This window comes from Arthrobacter sp. UC242_113, assembly GCF_044054585.1.
Classification (GTDB): domain Bacteria; phylum Actinomycetota; class Actinomycetes; order Actinomycetales; family Micrococcaceae; genus Arthrobacter.
Genome location: NZ_CP171968.1, coordinates 3,199,200 through 3,217,970, shown reverse-complemented (window position 1 = coordinate 3,217,970; position 18,771 = coordinate 3,199,200). Strand labels below are relative to the sequence as shown.

The 18,771-nt window shown below is 60.6% G+C and carries 18 protein-coding genes; 10 read left to right on the top strand and 8 right to left on the bottom strand.

The window, feature by feature from the left end:
- Positions 1-99: 99 nt before the first annotated feature.
- Complete coding sequence (locus ACHMXB_RS14725; protein ID WP_021473239.1) at positions 100-804, bottom strand: cysteine hydrolase family protein; 705 nt, start codon at positions 802-804, stop codon at positions 100-102.
- 376 nt (positions 805-1,180) lie between these two features.
- Between ACHMXB_RS14725 and ACHMXB_RS14720 the strand changes: the two genes are divergently transcribed.
- The 9 genes from ACHMXB_RS14720 (at position 1,181) to ACHMXB_RS14680 (ending at position 9,624) form a co-directional block, all read left to right on the top strand.
- Positions 1,181-2,182, top strand: a complete 1,002-nt coding sequence (locus tag ACHMXB_RS14720; RefSeq protein WP_395399450.1) for a dihydroxyacetone kinase subunit DhaK — start codon at positions 1,181-1,183, stop codon at positions 2,180-2,182.
- Positions 2,183-2,184: 2 nt separating this feature from the next.
- The gene (dhaL, locus tag ACHMXB_RS14715; RefSeq protein ID WP_395399448.1) at positions 2,185-2,829 is read left to right on the top strand and encodes a dihydroxyacetone kinase subunit DhaL; all 645 of its coding nucleotides are present in this window, start codon (positions 2,185-2,187) and stop codon (positions 2,827-2,829) included.
- Between the two features lie 274 nt (positions 2,830-3,103).
- A complete protein-coding gene (locus tag ACHMXB_RS14710; protein ID WP_395399446.1) occupies positions 3,104-3,721 on the top strand; it encodes a type 1 glutamine amidotransferase domain-containing protein in 618 nt (205 codons plus the stop codon).
- Positions 3,722-4,186: 465 nt separating this feature from the next.
- Positions 4,187-5,587 carry a GMC family oxidoreductase gene (locus ACHMXB_RS14705; RefSeq protein ID WP_395399444.1) on the top strand — a complete coding sequence of 467 codons (1,401 nt, stop codon included), beginning with the start codon at positions 4,187-4,189 and terminating at the stop codon, positions 5,585-5,587.
- A gap of 15 nt (positions 5,588-5,602) precedes the next feature.
- Positions 5,603-6,316: a gluconate 2-dehydrogenase subunit 3 family protein gene (locus ACHMXB_RS14700; RefSeq protein WP_395399442.1), complete on the top strand. Its 714-nt coding sequence runs from the start codon at positions 5,603-5,605 to the stop codon at positions 6,314-6,316.
- Positions 6,317-6,404: 88 nt separating this feature from the next.
- Positions 6,405-7,550, top strand: coding sequence for a mandelate racemase/muconate lactonizing enzyme family protein (locus tag ACHMXB_RS14695; protein WP_395399440.1), 1,146 nt, complete (start codon positions 6,405-6,407; stop codon positions 7,548-7,550).
- A gap of 101 nt (positions 7,551-7,651) precedes the next feature.
- The gene (locus ACHMXB_RS14690) at positions 7,652-8,530 is read left to right on the top strand and encodes an SMP-30/gluconolactonase/LRE family protein (protein ID WP_395399438.1); all 879 of its coding nucleotides are present in this window, start codon (positions 7,652-7,654) and stop codon (positions 8,528-8,530) included.
- A gap of 253 nt (positions 8,531-8,783) precedes the next feature.
- Positions 8,784-8,996: a hypothetical protein gene (locus ACHMXB_RS14685; RefSeq protein WP_395399436.1), complete on the top strand. Its 213-nt coding sequence runs from the start codon at positions 8,784-8,786 to the stop codon at positions 8,994-8,996.
- A 172-nt stretch (positions 8,997-9,168) separates the two neighbouring features.
- Complete coding sequence (locus ACHMXB_RS14680; protein WP_395399434.1) at positions 9,169-9,624, top strand: NAD(P)-dependent oxidoreductase; 456 nt, start codon at positions 9,169-9,171, stop codon at positions 9,622-9,624.
- A 384-nt stretch (positions 9,625-10,008) separates the two neighbouring features.
- Here the strand turns inward: ACHMXB_RS14680 and ACHMXB_RS14675 are convergent, their stop codons facing one another.
- The 7 genes from ACHMXB_RS14675 to ACHMXB_RS14645 all read right to left on the bottom strand — a co-directional run bounded on the left by ACHMXB_RS14675 (position 10,009) and on the right by ACHMXB_RS14645 (position 17,018).
- Positions 10,009-10,596: a type 1 glutamine amidotransferase domain-containing protein gene (locus ACHMXB_RS14675; protein ID WP_395399432.1), complete on the bottom strand. Its 588-nt coding sequence runs from the start codon at positions 10,594-10,596 to the stop codon at positions 10,009-10,011.
- Between the two features lie 177 nt (positions 10,597-10,773).
- Positions 10,774-11,778 carry an ABC transporter permease gene (locus ACHMXB_RS14670; RefSeq protein WP_395399430.1) on the bottom strand — a complete coding sequence of 335 codons (1,005 nt, stop codon included), beginning with the start codon at positions 11,776-11,778 and terminating at the stop codon, positions 10,774-10,776.
- Between the two features lie 161 nt (positions 11,779-11,939).
- Entirely contained in the window at positions 11,940-12,602 is a 663-nt protein-coding gene (locus tag ACHMXB_RS14665; RefSeq protein ID WP_395405292.1) for an ATP-binding cassette domain-containing protein, read from the bottom strand.
- A gap of 37 nt (positions 12,603-12,639) precedes the next feature.
- Positions 12,640-13,506: an ATP-binding cassette domain-containing protein gene (locus tag ACHMXB_RS14660; RefSeq protein WP_395399428.1), complete on the bottom strand. Its 867-nt coding sequence runs from the start codon at positions 13,504-13,506 to the stop codon at positions 12,640-12,642.
- A gap of 44 nt (positions 13,507-13,550) precedes the next feature.
- Positions 13,551-14,594 (bottom strand): sugar ABC transporter substrate-binding protein, encoded by a 1,044-nt coding sequence (locus ACHMXB_RS14655; protein ID WP_395399426.1) that lies wholly within the window; start codon positions 14,592-14,594, stop codon positions 13,551-13,553.
- 115 nt (positions 14,595-14,709) lie between these two features.
- On the bottom strand, positions 14,710-16,371 hold the full coding sequence (locus tag ACHMXB_RS14650) for a GMC family oxidoreductase (protein ID WP_395405290.1): 1,662 nt from the start codon (positions 16,369-16,371) through the stop codon (positions 14,710-14,712).
- Between the two features lie 2 nt (positions 16,372-16,373).
- Positions 16,374-17,018, bottom strand: a complete 645-nt coding sequence (locus ACHMXB_RS14645; protein ID WP_395399424.1) for a gluconate 2-dehydrogenase subunit 3 family protein — start codon at positions 17,016-17,018, stop codon at positions 16,374-16,376.
- Between the two features lie 522 nt (positions 17,019-17,540).
- Here ACHMXB_RS14645 and ACHMXB_RS14640 point away from each other — a divergent pair.
- Positions 17,541-18,695, top strand: coding sequence for an ROK family protein (locus tag ACHMXB_RS14640; RefSeq protein WP_395399422.1), 1,155 nt, complete (start codon positions 17,541-17,543; stop codon positions 18,693-18,695).
- Positions 18,696-18,771: the final 76 nt, after the last annotated feature.

Genomic DNA, 18,771 nt, shown 5'->3' with positions numbered 1-18,771 from the left:
GGGAACCCCGGTTGTCGAGAATTGGAAAGCAGTTAGGAGAAGCTGCCGAGGGCACGTCCCGCCGGGTAACCCGCGGGACGTGCCGGTGACTCAAAGCGCTTAGACGGCGTCGATGAGTTCGAGGAATTCTTTGCTCGTGCGGACGTCGCCGTGGTTGGCCTGAATGTTCCTCAGCGCCTCCCAGTGCTGGCCATAGCCCAGCGGATCGTCCTGTCCCGAGGGGATGGCTGCACAGGTGTCAGCGAGAGTGATGATCTTGAAGTCCTGGTTCGCTCCGTCGATGGCGGTGGCGATCTGGCAGTTGCCCGTGGAGAGGCCAGCAATCACCAGCGTGTCGGCGCCCGCACGGCGCATGTACTCCGTCAGCGGCGTGCCGTAAAACGATGAGAAACGGTGCTTGCGGATCACCGGCTCGTCATCCAGCGGCTTGAGTTCGTCGACGAGCTCATCACCGCCATTGCCCCACGAACCCGGGAAACTGCCGAGCTGGCCTTCCAGGCCCCATTTGACGTCAGCGTAGCCGGCATCCTTACCATCCCCGCGGAGACCCCAGAGTGACCACACGACAGGGATGCCCTTCGCACGGCAGGCTTCAAGCACGTTCTTGACCGGCTCTATGGTGTCCTTGCCCTCCGGCGCGCCTCCCACACTGGGAATGTACATCGCGCCGCCGGGCTCCGCACACGCCTTCTGCATGTCGAGTACAAGCAACATCGTCTTTTTGGGATCGATGGTCGGAGCAAGGTAGCGCGAACGGTCGATGACCTTGTCGATGTTTTCGTAGGTGTAGTCCAGTGAAGACATTTGTTCTCCTTGTTACAGGGCGGCAGCATTGCCGGCACTCAGGGTTTTCCGCGGTCGCGGTCTTCAAGCCTTACCGGACCTTCCTCCTGCCGCATGTGAGCTGGATGGCAGGTGATCCGGTGGTCTGAACACTACGAGCAGCAAAATGCGCTGTCAATACTTTTCCACGATTTCTACTGGGGGCGCTGAACGGCGGGGTGCACCCGCCCCGTCGAGGATCTCGCGACCCAAGTCTTCTTCAGCACGCGGCCAGGACTGGGGATTGACGCGGGCGGCTTTCTAGGGAAAGCTATCTGGTCAGACCACCTGATCATCAAGCCACACGCTGGCTGCAATGCGGAAGTACACGGCCTACGCCGGAGGTGAAAGGAAGGCAATGAAAAAATTTTTGAATGAACCATCGGCTGCGGTGGATGACTACGTGACGGGGTTGGTGGGCGCGCACCGGGAGATCCTGGAGTGGGACTGCACGAGCCGGGTACTTCAACGCCGGGAGGCCCCCTCTTTTCCGAAGGTCGGCCTCGTGGGGGGCGGCGGTTCAGGCTGCGAACCCACACATACGGGTTTCGTCGGTTATGGGATGCTTGACGCCGCCGCACCTGGGCAGATCTTCACGTCACCCGTCCCAAACCAGATCGTGGCCGCTACCCGCCGTGCCAATGCGGGAAGAGGAGTGCTTCACATCATCAAAAACTTTACGGGTGAGGTGATGAATTTCGGGATGGCTCAGGAGATCCTGTACTTCGAAGACATCCAGGTGGCCCAGGTTGTCGTCAATGATGACGTTTCGATCCCGGACGACGGGGAAACGGCTGGACGACGGGGGCTCGGGGCCACGGTCCTTGTTGAAAAGATTGCTGGCGCTGCCGCGGAGGAGGGCAGGGAACTGTCAGAGGTGCTGGCCGTTGCCCAGAAAGTGATCGCCCGCTCAGGAACGTTCGCGGTTGGACTCTCCTCGTGCACTCCTCCTGCACGCGGAAAGCCGGTGTACGAACTTGCCGAAACCGACATGGATCTGGGTATCGGCATCAGCGGTGAACCCGGACGTGAACGGGTCCCGATGGCCAACGCCCGGGAGATTGCGCATCTGATGGTCAACGAGGTCCTGTCCGACCTCATGCCGAAGGACGGGGGTGACCTTCTCATGCTGGTCAACGGGATGGGAGCCACGCCGCATCACGAGCTTTATCTTCTCGCGGGAGAACTGGCCGCGGCGGCAGAGGCACGCGGTGCCCGCGTCACACGTCAGCTTGTGGGAAATTTCGTGACTTCCCTCGATCAGGCGGGCGCCGCAGTAACCTTCCTTGAACTCGACCAGGAGCTAAGAGACCTATGGGATGCTCCGGTCCAAACAGCCGCATTGCGGTGGGGACGATGAAAATGACGACGGACACCAACCTGACAAGAACAGACCTGGAGCGGTGGATCCTGGATTTCGCAGACCAGATCATCCAACAGCACCTCATCCTCAGCGATCTGGACGCCGCCAGCGGCGACGCAGATCACGGCTCGAACATGGAGCGCGGAATGTCCGCACTGCTCAAATCCGTGCCTGATTGGGACGGAGCCGCGACTCCAGGGGACTTCCTCAAGGATGTCGGCATGCATATCGTTTCCTCTGTCGGAGGGTCCAGCGGTGCGCTCTACGGAACCATCTTCCTTCGGATGGCAAGAGCGGTGGGCGGCGCGCCGACTATCAGTCCGGGACTGCTGTCAGATGCCTTTGAAGCGGCCGCCCAAGGCGTCAGTGAGAGAGGCAAAGTAAAACAGGGGGACAAGACCATGTTCGACGCCCTGGCGCCGTCCGTTCAAACACTGAAGGCGAAGTTGACGGAAGAGAAGTCCCTGTCAGAGGCCCTGACGTCGGCGGCGACTGCCGCTGAAGCCGGCCGTGACGCGACTTCCGACATGGTCGCCCGCAAGGGCAAATCCAGCTACGCGCGGGAAAACTCCAGAGGGTTCATTGATCCCGGGGCCGTGTCCGTTGCCATGCTGATCCGGTCGGCGGCCAGAACCCTGGCCTGAACCAGGGGCAGGTGCAGGCCGACGCCGTCCGGCCCCGATGGTATACCCGGGGGGCCGGCGCGGTCGTGCCGTTCATTCCTTCAGCTCAGCACTACCGAGGTACCAAAACCTTGACACCAATCAGCAAATGCGGCAGAGTTCAGACCACCTGATAACCGGATGATTGGTGCGGGAAGGTCCATCAAGTCCAGCAACTCCCGACCAGTTCGCTTGGGGTACCACACTGAGGACCCCTGATCCAGATATCTGCACACAACGAGAAAGTGAGTCACCCATGAGCTTGCATGGAACCAAGATTGCCCTGTTGATCGAGGATGAGTACCAGATCCTGGAGGGCTGGTACCCGCTGCTCCGCCTGCAGGAGGCCGGAGCGGACGTGCGCGTCATCGGCAGCGGCACGAAGAACAGTTACGACAGCAAGGAGCACTACCCAATGGAGGTCGACGCGGCTGCGGCCGATGTCAGCGCCTCCGACTTCGACGCCGTTGTCGTCCCCGGCGGCTTCGCCCCAGACAACATGCGCCTTCACCCTGAAATGATCGGCCTTGTCCGGGACATGAATGAGGCGGGCAAACTCGTCACCGCCATCTGCCACGGCGGATGGGTTCTAGTTTCCGCCGGCGTGCTCAAGGGCAAGAACGCCACCGGATACCTGCCGATCAAGGACGACGTGGAAAACGCGGGCGGCACCTGGGTCGATGAAGCTGTTGTGGTGGACGGGAACGTCATCACCTCCAGGACCCCCGTCGATCTTCCCGACTTCACCCGCGCGATCATCGCCTACCTCGAAGGCCGCCCCACCGAAACCGAACACGCCACACACAACCGTGCGACCGACCTGACCGGCGACCCGGCCGGTACGCGATATGAAACCGGCGCGTCCGTCTCATAGGGGTTGCCGCGAACCCGCAGGCAAAAGCAAAAGTCTGTGTTGACCCGCGGATTGTGCGGACGGGCCGCGCTCCCGGGAAGTGGGCGGAATGCGGCCCAACCGCGCAGCATCAGTTCCTGCAGCCGAGAACTGAAAAAGACAGAAAGTGTGCACGGCACGTGGTGCCGTCATCGAACTTAGGAGAATGTCAGTGGCTACAACGAAGAAGCCAGAACCCGTTGACGTCATCGTCGTCGGGCTCGGAGCCAACGGCGGAACAACAGCCAAGGTGCTCAGTGAAGCTGGCCTGAAGGTGGTCGGTTTCGATCGGGGACCGTGGCTGCGCAACAACGAGCACTACTCTGGCGACGAGCTTAAATTCGTAAACCGTGACTACATGTGGCCCGACCCGGGCCTCTTTCCCGCACAGTGCGGTATTCGGAGACCGAAGAGGCCAAGCGTTTCGCATTCTCCCCGACGCCACAGATGGTCGGTGGCGGCACCAATCACTGGGCAGGCTGGGTGCCGAGACCCCGTGAGTCCGACTTCATGCTGCGTTCGCTGCACGGCGAGCTCGAAGGCGCCAGCCTGGCCGACTGGCCGTTCCGGTACGAACACTTGGAGCCGTATCTGACGAAGGTTGAATGGGCCTTCGGCGTGTCAGGTATCGCCGGCGCAGACAAATATGAGCCGCACCGCAGCAAGGGTTACCCGAGCCCGCCGCTGCGACCGACCCGTTACGGCAAGCGCTTCTACGACGCGTGCAACAAAATGGGCATCAATGCCTTCCCCCTTCCGCATGCGATGGTCACAAACGATCACAACGGCCGAAACCCTTTCAATAAGACGAGCTTCTGGAACCAGTACGGTGATCCGTCCGGCGCCCGCTCGAACATCCTCACCACGTTCATTCCCGACGCGCTGGCGACGGGAAACTTTGAGGTTCGGGCGGAGAGCTTCGTCCGGGAAGTCAAGATGGGCAAGGACGGCAAGGCAACGGGTGTTGTCTACATCGATCCCGACGGCGACGAAATCGAGCAGGATGCCAAGGTCGTCATTCTCGCCCTGGGCGCGATCGAGTCGGCCCGTCTGCTCCTGATTTCCCGGAGCTCCCAATTCCCGGATGGCTTGGCCAACAGCTCCGGACTGGTGGGAAAGAACGCCACGTTCCATGAGTACTTGTTCGCGGTCGGACTGTTTGACAACGAAATCGATGAGCCGCTAAATGGTTTCGCCGGAAACTACATTTCCGGCGGCTCGCTGGAGTTCTACGAAACGGACACCAACCGCGGCCATATCGGCGGCAGCATCATTTCCGCGTCGCAGACTGCCCACCCGATCAATTGGGTCTTCCCGGGCCGCCCCAGCTGGGGCGAGGCGCTGAAGGACGCTGACCGGAACTACTTCAGTTACGCCATGAAGATCGGAATGATCCTTCACGACATGCCGGTCGAGTCGAACCGGGTGGATCTGGACCCGACCGTTAAAGACGCTTGGGGACTGCCTGTGGCTCGCATCACACACAGCCCGCACGCCAATGACATCGCTATGGGTAAATGGCAGGTCGACAAGAATGCGGAGATCCTGGAGGCGGCAGGAGCGCGCAAGACTGTTCCGGTGTACCTGGACAAGATGACGGGCAATACCTGCCACCAGCACGGCACGGCCCGGATGGGCTTCGACCCGGCCAAGAGCGTCCTCAATGAATGGGGCCAGGCACACGACGTCGAAAACCTCTTCGTGCTCGACGGCTCCGGATTCCCGACGGCCACCGGTGTGAACCCGACGCTGACCATGATGGCCAACGCATGGCGCTGTTCCGACTACATCGCCAATACCTATTCAAAGGGCCGCGTCGAGCGTCTCGCCGAGAAAACACTGATCTAGAAAGGAGCTGCAGTCATGACTCTCAAAGCGGACTGGGAAATCGTCGGGGCCCCCGTCGATCCGGACTCCACGGAACGACTGTTCTTCACGGAACACGAATGGAACACCATTGAGGCCGCCACGGCGCGCATCATGCCCACGGACCACGATCCGGGTGCGAAAGAAGCGCGCGTCGTGGTCTTCATCGACAGGTACATTTCGGGAATCGGCTACGTCTACGCTGCCGCGGACGGCTCCGGATTCCTGAAGATGGCTGGCAAAGCAGCCGACGCCTGGCGTGCCCGACAGTTCAAGATGCAGGAACTCTACCGCCAGGGCATCAAAGAGCTGGATGCGCTGTCCGAGCGTTTGTTCGGCGGGAATTTCGTGGACCTCATCGATGACCAGCAGGACCAGGTCTTCGTGGAGCTCTCCGGGGCGCCCAAACCCACCAGGGTCACTCACGGAACGAAGGAGCCCGTAACCACCTTCCTGCAGGGCGTCTTCGACGAGGACCTGTCCTTCTTCGATACCTTGTGCCTGCACACCAGGCAGGGGTTCTACTGTGATCCGGTGTACGGCGGCAACAAGGATCAGATGGGGTGGAAAACCATCGGATTCCCTGGTCCGAAATCGCTCAAGGACACCATGGACGGGACTTACGACACCACGGAGTATTTCTATGACGGCGACTACGACTGGTACGACCTGATCCCGCACCTACAGCAGTCGGTTCCCCGCGATCACTAACCCTAAACATAGGAGGCGGCCCGGTATTTCCCGAAGTGCCGGGCCGCTGCCGGCAGAAGTCGCGACACCCGCGAAAGGACCTAAGAGCATGAAAATAACAGAGGTAAAGGCTTTCCCCGTCGGGGTGCCGCTGGATGAGCCACTTCGCTGGGGCGCGATGGAAGTGAACGTCAAAGGCGGCATCATCGTTCGGGTAAAAACCGACGAAGGTATCGAAGGGATCGGTGAAGCCGGATTCTCGGCCGAATACTTCCCCACTGTGGGTCCCATCATCAACCACCAGCTGGGTCCCATGCTCATCGGGCGTGATCCACTGGACGTTGCGTCCATCTGGCAGGACATGCTCAATGCCACACACATGTGGGGTCGCCGGGGGATCGAGACCTACGCGCTGAGTGGCATCGACATTGCCCTGTGGGATCTTCTCGGCAAGGCAAGCAACCAGCCTGTCTACCGCCTCCTGGGAGCCTCCAAGTCGAAGGTGAAAGCGTACTACGCGCCGTCCCTAAAGCCGACGGAGCAAATAGTTGAAGAGTCTGTGGCCGCCGTTGAGCAGGGTTTCTTCGCCATGAAGCTGCGTAATGGTCCGAGTCTGAGCAAGGGCGTGGACATGGTTGCCCGTGTCCGTGATGCGGTCGGGCCCGACGTTGACATTATGGTTGATGCGAACATGGCCTTTGACCGGCGGGAGGCGCTCACCCTTGCCACCGAACTCGAGCAATTGGGCGTGTTGTGGCTGGAGGAACCCATTCTTTCCCGCAGCCTCACCCAGTACATTGACGATCATTCGTGGCTCTCTGACCGGGTGTCGCTCAAACTCGCCGGCGGCGAATCACTGCTTACCCGCTACGAGTACCTCGACCTTCTGCGCAAGCGGACCTTTGATGTCCTTCAGCCGGACTGCACCAGCGTGGGCGGAATCTCCGAATGCAAGCGGGTGGCCGATATGGCCAGCTCCTGGAACCTGTGGTGCGTCCCCCACATTGCCTGCAGCTCGGGAACCGGGGTGGCTCTGGCCGCAGGGCTTCATATGATTCTGAGCTGCGAAAATGCGCCAATGATCGAATTTGACGCCTACGGTGGCCCCGGTTGGGACGGGCTGCTGGAACAGCCCCTCACAGCAACCGGGGGATACGTTGAAGCACGTGAGGTTCCCGGGCTGGGCATCGACTTCGCAGATGGCGCCTTGGAAAAATACACGCTGACGGACGCACGGTTCGCCTCGGCTGCATGAACGACATAGGCGGTGACGCTGGTGTCGCGCTTCCGGATGGTGCGCGACACCAGGACCCCTTGACCGCACCGGATTAAACCGCCGTTTGGAGATTCCTGATCATGAAAAGCAGGCACGTCGACATTGCCATTGATGCCGGAGCGGATCTTGCCGAGGGGCCGTGGTGGGACGAGCAGCGGCAGGAACTGCTGTGGGTTGACATATTTGCCGGCAGGATTCACCTGCTCGATCCCGCATCGGGTCTGGACCGCAGCATCGACGTTGGCCAACCGGTTGGCATGGTCGCCCGACGCCAGTCAGGGGGACTGGTGTGCGCAGTACGCGACGGGATCGGTTTCATCCACCCGGATGGGAACGCCTTCGAGCTCGCCGTCCCCATCGAGTCCGACATTGCCGGTAATCGGATGAACGATGGCGCGTGTGATCCTGCAGGGCGTCTCTGGGCCGGGACCATGGCCACGGACCTTTCACCATCGGCCGGGAGCCTCTACCGGATCAGCAGCACACTCCACGTGACACCGGTACGCCCAAACGTTTCGATTTCAAACGGCCTGGACTGGTCCCCGGACGGCCAAACCTTCTACTTCACCGATTCGTCGACCAGAAGGCTGGATGCCTACGATTTTGATATCGAAACCGGCCAGATCAGCAACGGCCGCGTTCTGGTGGATCTGGCCCATCCTATCGCCACGCCGGACGGAATGGCGGTCGACGCCGAGGGAACCATTTGGGTGGCCATGTGGGACGGGGGTTGTGTCCAGCGCTTCAGCCCCGAAGGCGTGTCGCTGGAAACACTCGGCTTGCCCGTTAGCAGGCCGACCAGTGTCGCCTTCGGCGGCCCCGCTCTCAATCAGTTATTCATCACCTCAGCCCGCAACGGCCTGACGCCCCGGCAGCTACAGGACCAGCCCCATGCAGGTGCAATCTTCGTCCTGGAGCCGGGCGTCACGGGAAGATGTCCGTACTCTTTCCGCGGCTAGGCCTGCACCATACCGGAGCCAGTGCCGGTTGCCGCAGAGCCACCGGTGAAGGGCACATCCAGTATGGGGCCCTAGGAAACGACACTATGAAAATTGTCATCGCCGACCCTAGCTTCGTCATCCACCGCCCGCCTTTGAACTGGGGGTTGTTCCGGGAACGGTCATTTCTTGGTACAGATCCTGGGATAATCCCGGCGTACTGTCCGCGCTCAGGGACGCCGATGTCTTCGTCGGACCGCGCCTGACCAAGGCAATGGGAGCAGGGGCCAACAGACTCCGGCTGATTCATACCGCCGGCGCAGGATTCGACGGCATCGAGCCGGAGGCTCTCAACTCAGGAGCTGTGTGCGCGAACATCTTCCACCATGAGGGATGGATCGCCGAGTACGTGGCCACCGTCCTCGTTGTACTCCGGCGCGACCTTATGCGCCAGGATGCAGCCTTGCGGCAAGGCAAGTGGCACTGAGCGTCTATTGCCGAGGCCTGCGTCAGCCCAAAACGCTCCGGGGTGCGGTTGTGGCATTCCTCGGCTTTGGTCACATCGGGGCCGCCGCATGGAAGCTCCTCCAGTCCTTCGGCGCCGAAGGCGTCGCCGTCATCTGGACGGGATCAGTCGAGGCGAAAGCACACGGCCTCCGGTGGCCGGATCCAACGAGGATTTGCTCAGGGCCCTGATTGAATCTGACGTTCTCGTGATCAGTACCCCTCTGACGCCGGAGACCGCTGGGATCATCGGAGCAGTCCAGCTGGACGCATTGGGACCCGAAGGCCTCTTAGTCAATGTGGCGCGCGGTCCCGTTGTGCAGGAAGAGGCGCTTTATTCCGCGTTGAAACATCACGGCATTGCCGGAGCGGCCATTGATGTCTGGTATCGGTATCCCGGACCCGGTGGCACCGGAAAATCAAGCACCCTGCCCTTCGAATCCTTGGACAATGTCATCATGACGCCGCACTCTTCGGCGGTCACCGAAGAGACCTTCAGAGGACGGTCCAAGGAAATCATTGAAAATATCAACCGGCTCGCCGCCGGCCAGCCAGCGCGGAATGTGGTGATGACGGGCCCACCCCGTTCCGCTGCGGAACCAGCATCATGAATCTCGAAGATGCCGCGAACCAGGCGGGTCCGGACACCGGTGAAGGAGCTTCCTTCCCGCCGCGGTTCCCTGATCACTACCGTTGACGCTCACCCGAATTAAATCGCCGCGTGGTTGCCGAAACTGAGGTAGCGAGATTAACACGCAGGCTGATTGCATCGCCGATGACCTGCAGCGCCCGCCTTGCCCCGTCCGCCGAAACCTCGTCGGCCGGTAAACCAATCCTTCTGGACCTGCAGCAGCTCGTCCTTCTAGGACGAGCAAGCAGCTTACCCTGGCAAGGCAGGACTTGATGTCTTTGGGACGGACACGGATGGGCGGTCCCGGACCTGTTGTGGTCCGGGACCGCCCAGGGTCGCCGTGCTGGCGGGATTCGTGCCTTGTTCAGCCGCCGGTTCTGACGTTGTCCAAACCGGCGTGTTCGTGTGTGGCGTGTTCGGTTTCGGTGGGGCGGCCTTCGAGGTAGGCGATGATCGCGCGGGTGAAGTCGGGAAGATCGACGGGGGTCCTGGAGGTGATGACGTTCCCGTCCACCACAACAGCTTCATCGACCCAGGTGCCGCCCGCGTTTTCCACGTCGTCCTTGATCGGCAGGTATCCGGTGGCGTTCTTGCCCTTGAGCACGCCGGCGGAAACCAGAACCCATCCGCCGTGGCAGATGGCGGTGACGAGTTTGCCCGCCTCATTCATGTCCCGGACAAGGCCGATCATTTCAGGGTGAAGGCGCATGTTGTCTGGGGCGAAGCCACCGGGGACGACAACGGCGTCGAAGTCGGAGGCGCTGACATCGGCCGCAGCCGCGTCGACCTCCATCGGGTAGTGCTCCTTGCTGTCGTAACTGTTCTTCGTGCCGCTGCCGATGACGCGCACGTCCGCTCCGGCCTCCTGCAGGCGGAGCAGCGGGTACCAGCCCTCCAGGATCTGGTACTCATCCTCGATCAACAGGGCAATCTTGGTTCCATGCAAACTCATGAGTAACTCACTTTCTCGTTGTGCTCTTTGTGGTGGTAATCCCGGCGGGATGACGGGCTGCGTCTGACGAATCTTCGCGGCTGCCGCCCCACGTGCTTGCTGCTCCGGGCCTGAAGCCACGCGGTCGGCAGGCGTGTGGAACTCTCGGTCATGGCTGTGGAATGCGAAATCGCCAGGCTACCTCTTCACAGGTTGCAGTTCATCGTGTGATTTCACGGTCACGGGGTCAGAATGCTGGGCAGGCCCGGCCCTTTTCCTCCGATTTTTGAATATCCCCCGGATCCGCTGCCTAATGCTGAGCCCTGCGCCGGACGTAAAGTAAACGGCGACGAGAATCAGCGCTCCCTTAATCAGGAGCTGGCCTTGGACAGGCATGCTGATCAGGTCCAGGATGTTGGAGATCGTTCCTATGAGCAATCCGCCGAAGACAGCCGCGAGCGGTGTGCTCGTCCCGCCGAAGAGTGAAGCGCCACCAACGACCGCCGCCGCAATGGAGTTCAATGCCAGGTCACTGCCTAACAGCGAGTTGCCCTCGTGCAACTGGGCGGCCAACATCAAACCGGCGAGGCCGGCCAGTAAACCTGACAGCAGGTAGGCCGTTATTATGTCCCTGTTGACGGGCAGCCCGGAGAGGCGTGCTGCCTGGGGATTGCCGCCCAATGCGTACAATCTCCGGCCGAAAATGCTCCACCTCATCAGCGCGGCAGCGGCCAAAGCCACGACCACGAAGATGATCACCTCGGAGCGGAACGGTCCTATGGTGCCGGCGAAGATGGCGACGAAGTCCTTGTTATTAATGGGCACGAGAGTTCCATTTTGAACAAGGAACGCGATGCCTTGCACGACGCTGGTCATGCCCAGGGTCGCAATGAATGGCGTGATCCTTCCGTAGACGACGAGCAGACCGTTGACCAGCCCTACGGCGGAACTGACGGCAATCGAGGTGCCGATAACCGCCGCCACAGGGAGGCCATCACGGAGGAGTACGGCGGTCATCACCGTCGTCAGGGCTGTTGTTGCGCCTACGGACAGGTCGATCCCGGCTGTCACAATGACGAGAAACTGGCCGACGGCGACCACCGATAGGACCGCGATCGTGAGGACGATACTGCTGATGTTGCGGCTGGTCAGGAAGTAGGGGGAGATCGCGGATCCTGCAATCAGGATCGCGGCGACCGCCATCAGGAGAACGCCCCTGCTTTTCACGACTCCGAGGAGGACCGTAAAGACGGCTTCTGTACTGCGCGGACCTTTCCCCGCTGCTTCTTCTGTTTAATCATAAATCGACTCCATTGTCATCACTGTTAAGGGCTTCAGGCAGACGGACATCGGTCAGATGGCCGCTAGCGGAGCAACGACATCACTTGGTTGAGGTCAGTATCGTGCTGGTCAAACTCAGCCATGACCGTTCCGCTTCCCATGACGTAGACTCTGTGGCACATGAGCGCCTCTTCAATTTCAGAACTGAAGACGATAACTGCCCCACCGGTGGCCAGGAACTCGTTGATTTCCTTATAGATGTCTTCTCGGGCAGCCACGTCAATTCCACGGGTCGGCTCGCTCAGCAACAGGACCTTCGCTTCTGCCGTGAGCCACTTGCCCACGACGACTTTTTGCTGATTGCCGCCGCTCAAACGTCCTACCTGCTGGCCGCTGCCCTGGCACTTTACTTTCAAAGTCTCGATAGCCTCGTCAGCTATCCGTTTCTCCAGTTTCCGTTGTACCCAGCCGTGGGGTGCGATCCTCCGGAGATTGGCCATGGAGAAGTTCTCACCCAGGTCCATGTTGAGGACAAGGCCCTGAGTTTTCCGGTCATCGGGGACCCACCCGACGCCGGCAGCGATAAGCGCCCGGGGATGGATCGTCCGCAACCGCTTTCCGTTGACGTAAATATGGCCCGAGGAGAACTTCCGGTCACCGAACAGGCAGGCGGCAAGTTCAGCCTGTCCGCTGCCCACCAATCCCGTCACGGCGATGGACTCGCCTGGCCGGACCCTAAGCGTTATATCGTCAAGAAGCTCCGGGTCGGTAAGATTCCGTACCTCAAATGCGGGGCGAGCGTCCTCCGGGTAGCGTTCGCGCGCCGCTTTCGCAAAGTTCCACTTCCTCGAAGGTTCGAGCGGAAACGCAGGTACCGGTTCCTCTCCTGGCTGGAGGGCGCCGACCGGGTCCGTCCCGAGCATCTTCCGCACGGCCTCCTGACGAGGCAGGAAGGCAGTCTTCTCTGTCATCACCTGCTTGCCGTCGCGCAGAACCATGATGTGGTCGCAGATTTTCGTACATCTCGTCGATCCGATGCGAAATGTAGATGATTCCTGTTCCCTCCTGCTTGAGTTTGCGGAGGAGTTCAAACAGTTTGGTCACATCGGGTGCGGGAAGGGTTGCTGTCGGTTCGTCCAGCAGAAGTATTTTGGCTTTCTGCCTTAGCGCCTTAGCGATGAGGACAACCTGCTTTTGCGCCGCGGTCAGTTGGTTAGCCGGCGCCCGGACATCGAGATCAAAACCCAGGGCCTTGATGGCGCGTGACGCTTCCTGGTAGAGGGCTCGACGATCCAGGACCGTTCCTTTTCGGGGCAGGTCTGAGAGGCAGAGGTTCTCGGCGACGCTCATCTGAGGGACGAGAATAATTTCCTGGTGAATGGTGGCTATGCCGGCGTTTTGGGCCTCGTGGGTAGAACGGAAATCCGCAGGGGCACCGTCCAGAGAAATGAGGCCTTGTGAGGGCTTTTCAACCCCTGAAATGATCTTGATCAGCGTCGACTTACCTGCTCCGTTCTGTCCCAGGAGTCCGACTGCTTCTCCGGCGTGGACATCAAGATCGATGTTCGTTAGTACCTGAACGTCCGCATAATTTTTGGATATTCCCCGTAGGGTCAATGTAGGCGTGCGCAGTCCGGTTGCTTCTTGCATGTTCCTCCTTTCCTCATTGAGTTGGCAGATTTCGGTCTGATGTTTCAGTAGTCCGAATCGCTTTTGAAGTAGGAGGAGGCGTTTTCGTGTGTGATGAGGGTCGGTTTTACGAATATCTTGTTACCGGGGCATGCTGTGTTCTTGTCCTCTCCTTTAAGCGCCTTGTCCAGCATCTGGGCAGCGATGATTCCCTGTCGGGCGGGGAGGTTTGCAACGGTAGCGATGACCGGGGAGTTCGGATCCTCCTTCATCTGCTTGACCACCTTCATCTGCCCGTCATAGCTGGCAATCGCGACTTTGCCCTTGCCCCACATGTTCACTGATGTCAGGGCCTGCTGGACGCCCGGCAGCATGGAATCCGTGCCGACGAACATGCCCTGCAGATCGGGGTTTCCGGTGGCGACCGATCTGACCGGCGCAACGGCCGTATCGGCAGCCCATTTCCCGTAGACATTCTCGAGGTATTGGACTGGGGGAGCGCCTGCGACGGAGGCGTAGCCAGCCTTGAAACCGGCCTCGCGGTTAGCAGAGTTGGTGTCCCCGGCGAAGCCGAGGACCAGAAGAATCTTGACTGGCTTGGTTGCTCCCTGTTTGGCCTTCAGCGTGCGGGCCATCTCCGCGCCGACCAGGCCTGCGTTGACCTTTTCGTCTTCCGTTACATAGCAGTAGCTGTCCGCCAGCAGTTCGGGTTTGACTCCGGCGTTGACCAGAACAAAGGGAATCTTTTCATCCTTTAGTCGGGAAAGATTGCTGGAGAGTGCCTGCGGATCGGTGGGATTGATGATCAGGCCGGCAACGCCCTTGGTGATGAAGTTCGACAGTTGCGAATTCTGGGTGACCGGGTCACCGCCGCCACTGACTACTTCCAGATCGTGTCCAAGTTTTTTGGCTTCGTCGGTCGCGCCCTTGGCGTTCACCTCGTACCATCCGTTGCCGAAGTTTCCTTGGGCGAAGCCGATCTTTGTCGACCCGGCCGCCCCGGCCGGCTCAGTACCGCCTCCTGCGCAGGCGGTTGTCAGCAGGATCGGAATCGTGAGTAGGGCGATTTTTGTGCTCAGACGGTCAGCGGTTCTTGTTCGGATAGACATTCTGACTCCTTTGTCATGTGTGTGGTCAGGTGCTCCAAGCAGGGAATTGCTTGCAGCCCCTGCAGCAGGGCCGCACGGGGACAGCGGACCTGCTGCAGGGACTAAAGGTTCCGGGTCAGAACCCGGGCGCGTCCGCGTTGCTGGGAGTCTTGCGCTGCCCGACGATTTCTGGGAAGCGGCGCTTGATGTACTCTGCCGCGCGCACGGCGACGGCTTGGAGCGTGCTAGTGGGGTTGACTGCGGCGCCCGTCGTCAGGGAGCTGGCGTCGGTGATGAACAGATTGGGTACGTCCCAGGTCTGGTTCCACTTGTTCGTAACGGAATCTTCCGGCGTGTTGCCCATGCGGCAGGTACCCATGATGTGCCAGCCCGGGGGAGGGCCGTCCACTCCTCCGATTCCGGTACTGGCGCTGTCGATGACGGTGCCGGCCGCCTGAGCTGCTTCGTGGGCGCGGGCGCGTCCCCATTCGATCAGTTTCCGGTCGTTGTCGTGGAGGTCATAGTGGACTTGAGGAACCGGGAGTCCGGATGAGTCGACGACGTCGTTGTCGAGTGTCACGCGGTTCGTGGCGACAGGAAGGTCTTCTCCCTGGACGTAAACGAGCGCGTGCCGGGCAAAGTGATTGTTGAAGAATTCCCTGTGGTTTTCGCCCCATGGGGCCATGTTGCCTGTGTTGGTTCCCAACGCACTGTTGGCCGGTCCCAGAGCGGTGCCCACTTGCAGGGAAAAGCCGTTGACGAAGCCGCGATCGGTATTCGTGTTATAGAACTCCTGAGAATACGAAACGGCAGGTTCCGGCCCCTTGAAGCCGTCGAGGGGCTCGTCGAACCAGAAATCTTCGAAGGACCAGCTGTGGAACATCAGGTGCCGTCCGACCATGCCATTGCTATTCGCGAGACCGTCGGGGTGGCCGGCTTGTGCCGACATGAGAAGCAGCCGGGGAGTGCCGATGGCGTTGGCAGCCATGACGACAATCTTTGCCTTCACCTCATGGCGTTCTCCGGTGACGCGGTCGATGTAGGTCGCCCCGGTGGCCTTGCCGTCTTTTACGTTGACCCGCTCGACACGGGCGTTGGGGCGCAGGTCCACGCCGTTGCGGATGGCTTGGGGCCAGTACGTGACATCGGTGGATGCGATGGACCCGCGAGGGCAGCCCCCGAGGCAGAATCCGCAGTCGTTACACGCAAGCCGGGTGTCTTTTTCCCTTGTCAGGATGGCGTTGTCGGCAGGCCACCAATGCCAACCCAGTTTGTCGAATCCAGCACCCATCTTGTTGCCGATTTTTCCGCCCTTGCTGGCGGGCCCCCACCCTTCGGGCCGTGGAGGGTTGCCGGGGTCGCCCGTTCGGCGGGCGACCCCGATCTCGGCGTCATTGATGGCGTAGAAGGGCTCCAAGTCCTCGTAGCTGATGGGCCAGTCAATGGTGCCTTCAACTCCGTGCTCGGTGCCTTTGCGGAAGTCAACGGGCTTGAATCGAGGCCAGGCTCCGGCATAGTGCAGGGTCGACCCACCAACACCGTTCATCATCATCGGTGCCGCGTTTCCCGTGGTCGGGTAGTCTTCCGGAAATTTCCGGACGTTTGAATGCCAGTCCCAGGAACGGACTCGTTCCAGCTCCCATGAGTCGTACATGTGGGGATGGTCCAAGGGGTGCAGCCAGTCGCCCTGCTCAAGACAGATTACCTTGAAGCCGTCATCACTCAGGCGCTTACTGACAGCAGCACCGCCTGCACCGGCGCCGATCACCAGCACATCGGTTTCATTGCTTCTCTTCATGCTCAAACCTGGCTTTCGTGGAGCTGCGTTGCATTTGATTTCAGTAGATCCGCCGGTACCTCCACCGGACGTACGTCTTCGGTTCGGGTGTAGGTGCCTCGGACGCGGCTAAGCAGCTGTTCATCCCATTCATCCATCGTGTCCGAATAGCCAAACGGCTGCGGCGAGTTCCTGAGGTCCTTGCCCGCTTTCAGATTCGCGTTGATCGCCGTGATGACGGCGGGACGAGAGTAGTAGGCGTAGTACGTCAGATCGCGGATCCTCGCAAAAAAGAACTCCTCTGTCTTCTCCAATGTCTGGAGCGTCTCCACCTGAGCCGCCGATGAGGACTGCACGAATTCCTCACCGAGAGTGTCAAGGCGTGCCTGGAACTCCGATTCTCCAATGAAGGGAAACCACTTCGGTTCCTGGCCTTCGGGCGCGATATAGCGGCGGAAGAAGGAAACAACGTCGACCTCGCTTGGCGCCGGAAATCCTCCCCCGCCGGGTATTAGTCGGTCAGCCATAGCGTTTAGGACGCTAATCTGGGTTGGGGTGAGGGAGATTCCCGGAAGCCAGCCTCCAATAGGTGGTTTCTCCGCCCGGAAGCGTGAACGCGGATCGCGGTCAGCACTCGGCGGTCGGTTGGTATTCAAGATGATATCCATGGGTGTTGCATCCTTTCTCGGGTCGAATTCGCCAAACGGCACGCCGGTTGCCAGGCACTCACTTCAAGCGCGCGCACCAAGCACAGCCAAGTTGCGCTGATTTGGTCCAAGACTTTCCCCAACAACAGCTAGGTGGTCTCGAAAGGACCCTTCTCTGGGGAGGCCATCTTGGGGGAAGGAGAGAACATCGTCGTTTCCCCTCTAACGAGCAGGCGTTTGCAAATTCAGGTGGTCCGACTACCTAGTGACCACTGTCACCCGGTCATCAGGTGGTCTGACTATCTCATGAGTATTTTTTTTACGTCAAGGGCTTAGCCAAAACAATCTGTCGGCCTTGGGGGCCTGAGCATTACCGCTGGCCGGCATTGGGGGAAGGGGCCCCAGATGTTCGCCAAACCTGAACCAGGAATTGTTCGTACACAAACGATTTGATAGTTTGTTTCCGTTCCCCTAGGGAAAGGTGCCTCACCCCGCTCCAGGCGGTACACGGTCGCGTCCGGTCCGCAGCCCGTGGTCCAGACGTTGCCTGCTGCAGACAGCCAGTCCAGGGCGAAGAAAGCGGCACCGGGTTTCGGCGCCAGTGAGCTCTTTCAGATACTGAGGGACGGTCGCCCGCGCACACGCTCCGAGCTCGCGGCAGCAACCGGGTTTGCGCGGTCCACCATCACGGCCCGCGTTGAGGCCGGGGGCAGACCACCCGCTCGTGTGGCGTTCAATCCGTCGGCGCGGGTGGTTGCCGCCGGGGATGTCGGTGCCACGCACGCGACCGTGGCGGTAATGGATCTCGCCGGGACGACCTTGGCGAAAGCAAGGGAACAAATCCAGATCGCGGACGGTCCGGAATCTGTACTGGATCGGCTGACCGAAACCGTCAGCAGCCTTCTGTCTACGCTTCAGCGCACCAGCGAAGACCTCATTGCAATAGGCATTGGCTTGCCAGGCCCAGTCGAACACTCTACGGGGAAGCCATCCCAGCCGCCCATCATGCCAGGCTGGGACGGTTTCGACGTGCCAGACTATGTTCAACGCACCTTTGATGTCGCCGTCCTGGTGGATAACGACGTCAACATCATGGCATTGGGGGAGCGGGCGGTATCCTGGCCGGCAACGGACAACATGGTGTTCGTCAAAGTAGCCACAGGCATCGGATCAGGAATCATCAGCAGCGGACAGCTGCAGCGCGGCGAGAAGGGCACCGCGGGCGACGTGGGGCACATCGCCGTCAACAGGGCCGCCGGAATTGCGTGCCGGTGCGGCAACGTCGGATGCCTTGAGGCAATCGCCGGGCGCCCCGCCGTGGCCCGCGCCCTGCGCTCTGCCGGTGTCGACGTCCCCAACGACTCGGACGCGATAGCACTTGTCCGCCAAGGCAACATACTCGCCAGCCAGATCATGCGCCAGGCCGGGAGGGACATCGGCGAAGTCCTCAACATGTGTGTGAGCCTTCTAAACCCCGCCGTCATCGTGGTCGGCGGTTCTATGGCTGAAGCCGGAGAACAACTGATTGCAGGGATCAGGGAAGTTGTTTACGCCCGCTCAACGCCCTTGGCCACGCAGGACCTATCCATCGTGCAAGCTCGAACAGGGGCTGATGCTGGCATCACTGGCGCCGCCATCATGGCACTGGACCACGTCCTGGCCCCGGAGAATCTCCAGATGCTCGCCGCCAGTCAATGACACACCTGCACCCTGACGGACCAAGCAAGGCTCCAGGAGGTCCCCGCCAGGCTGAACGGCCGTTGCCCGTCGTGGA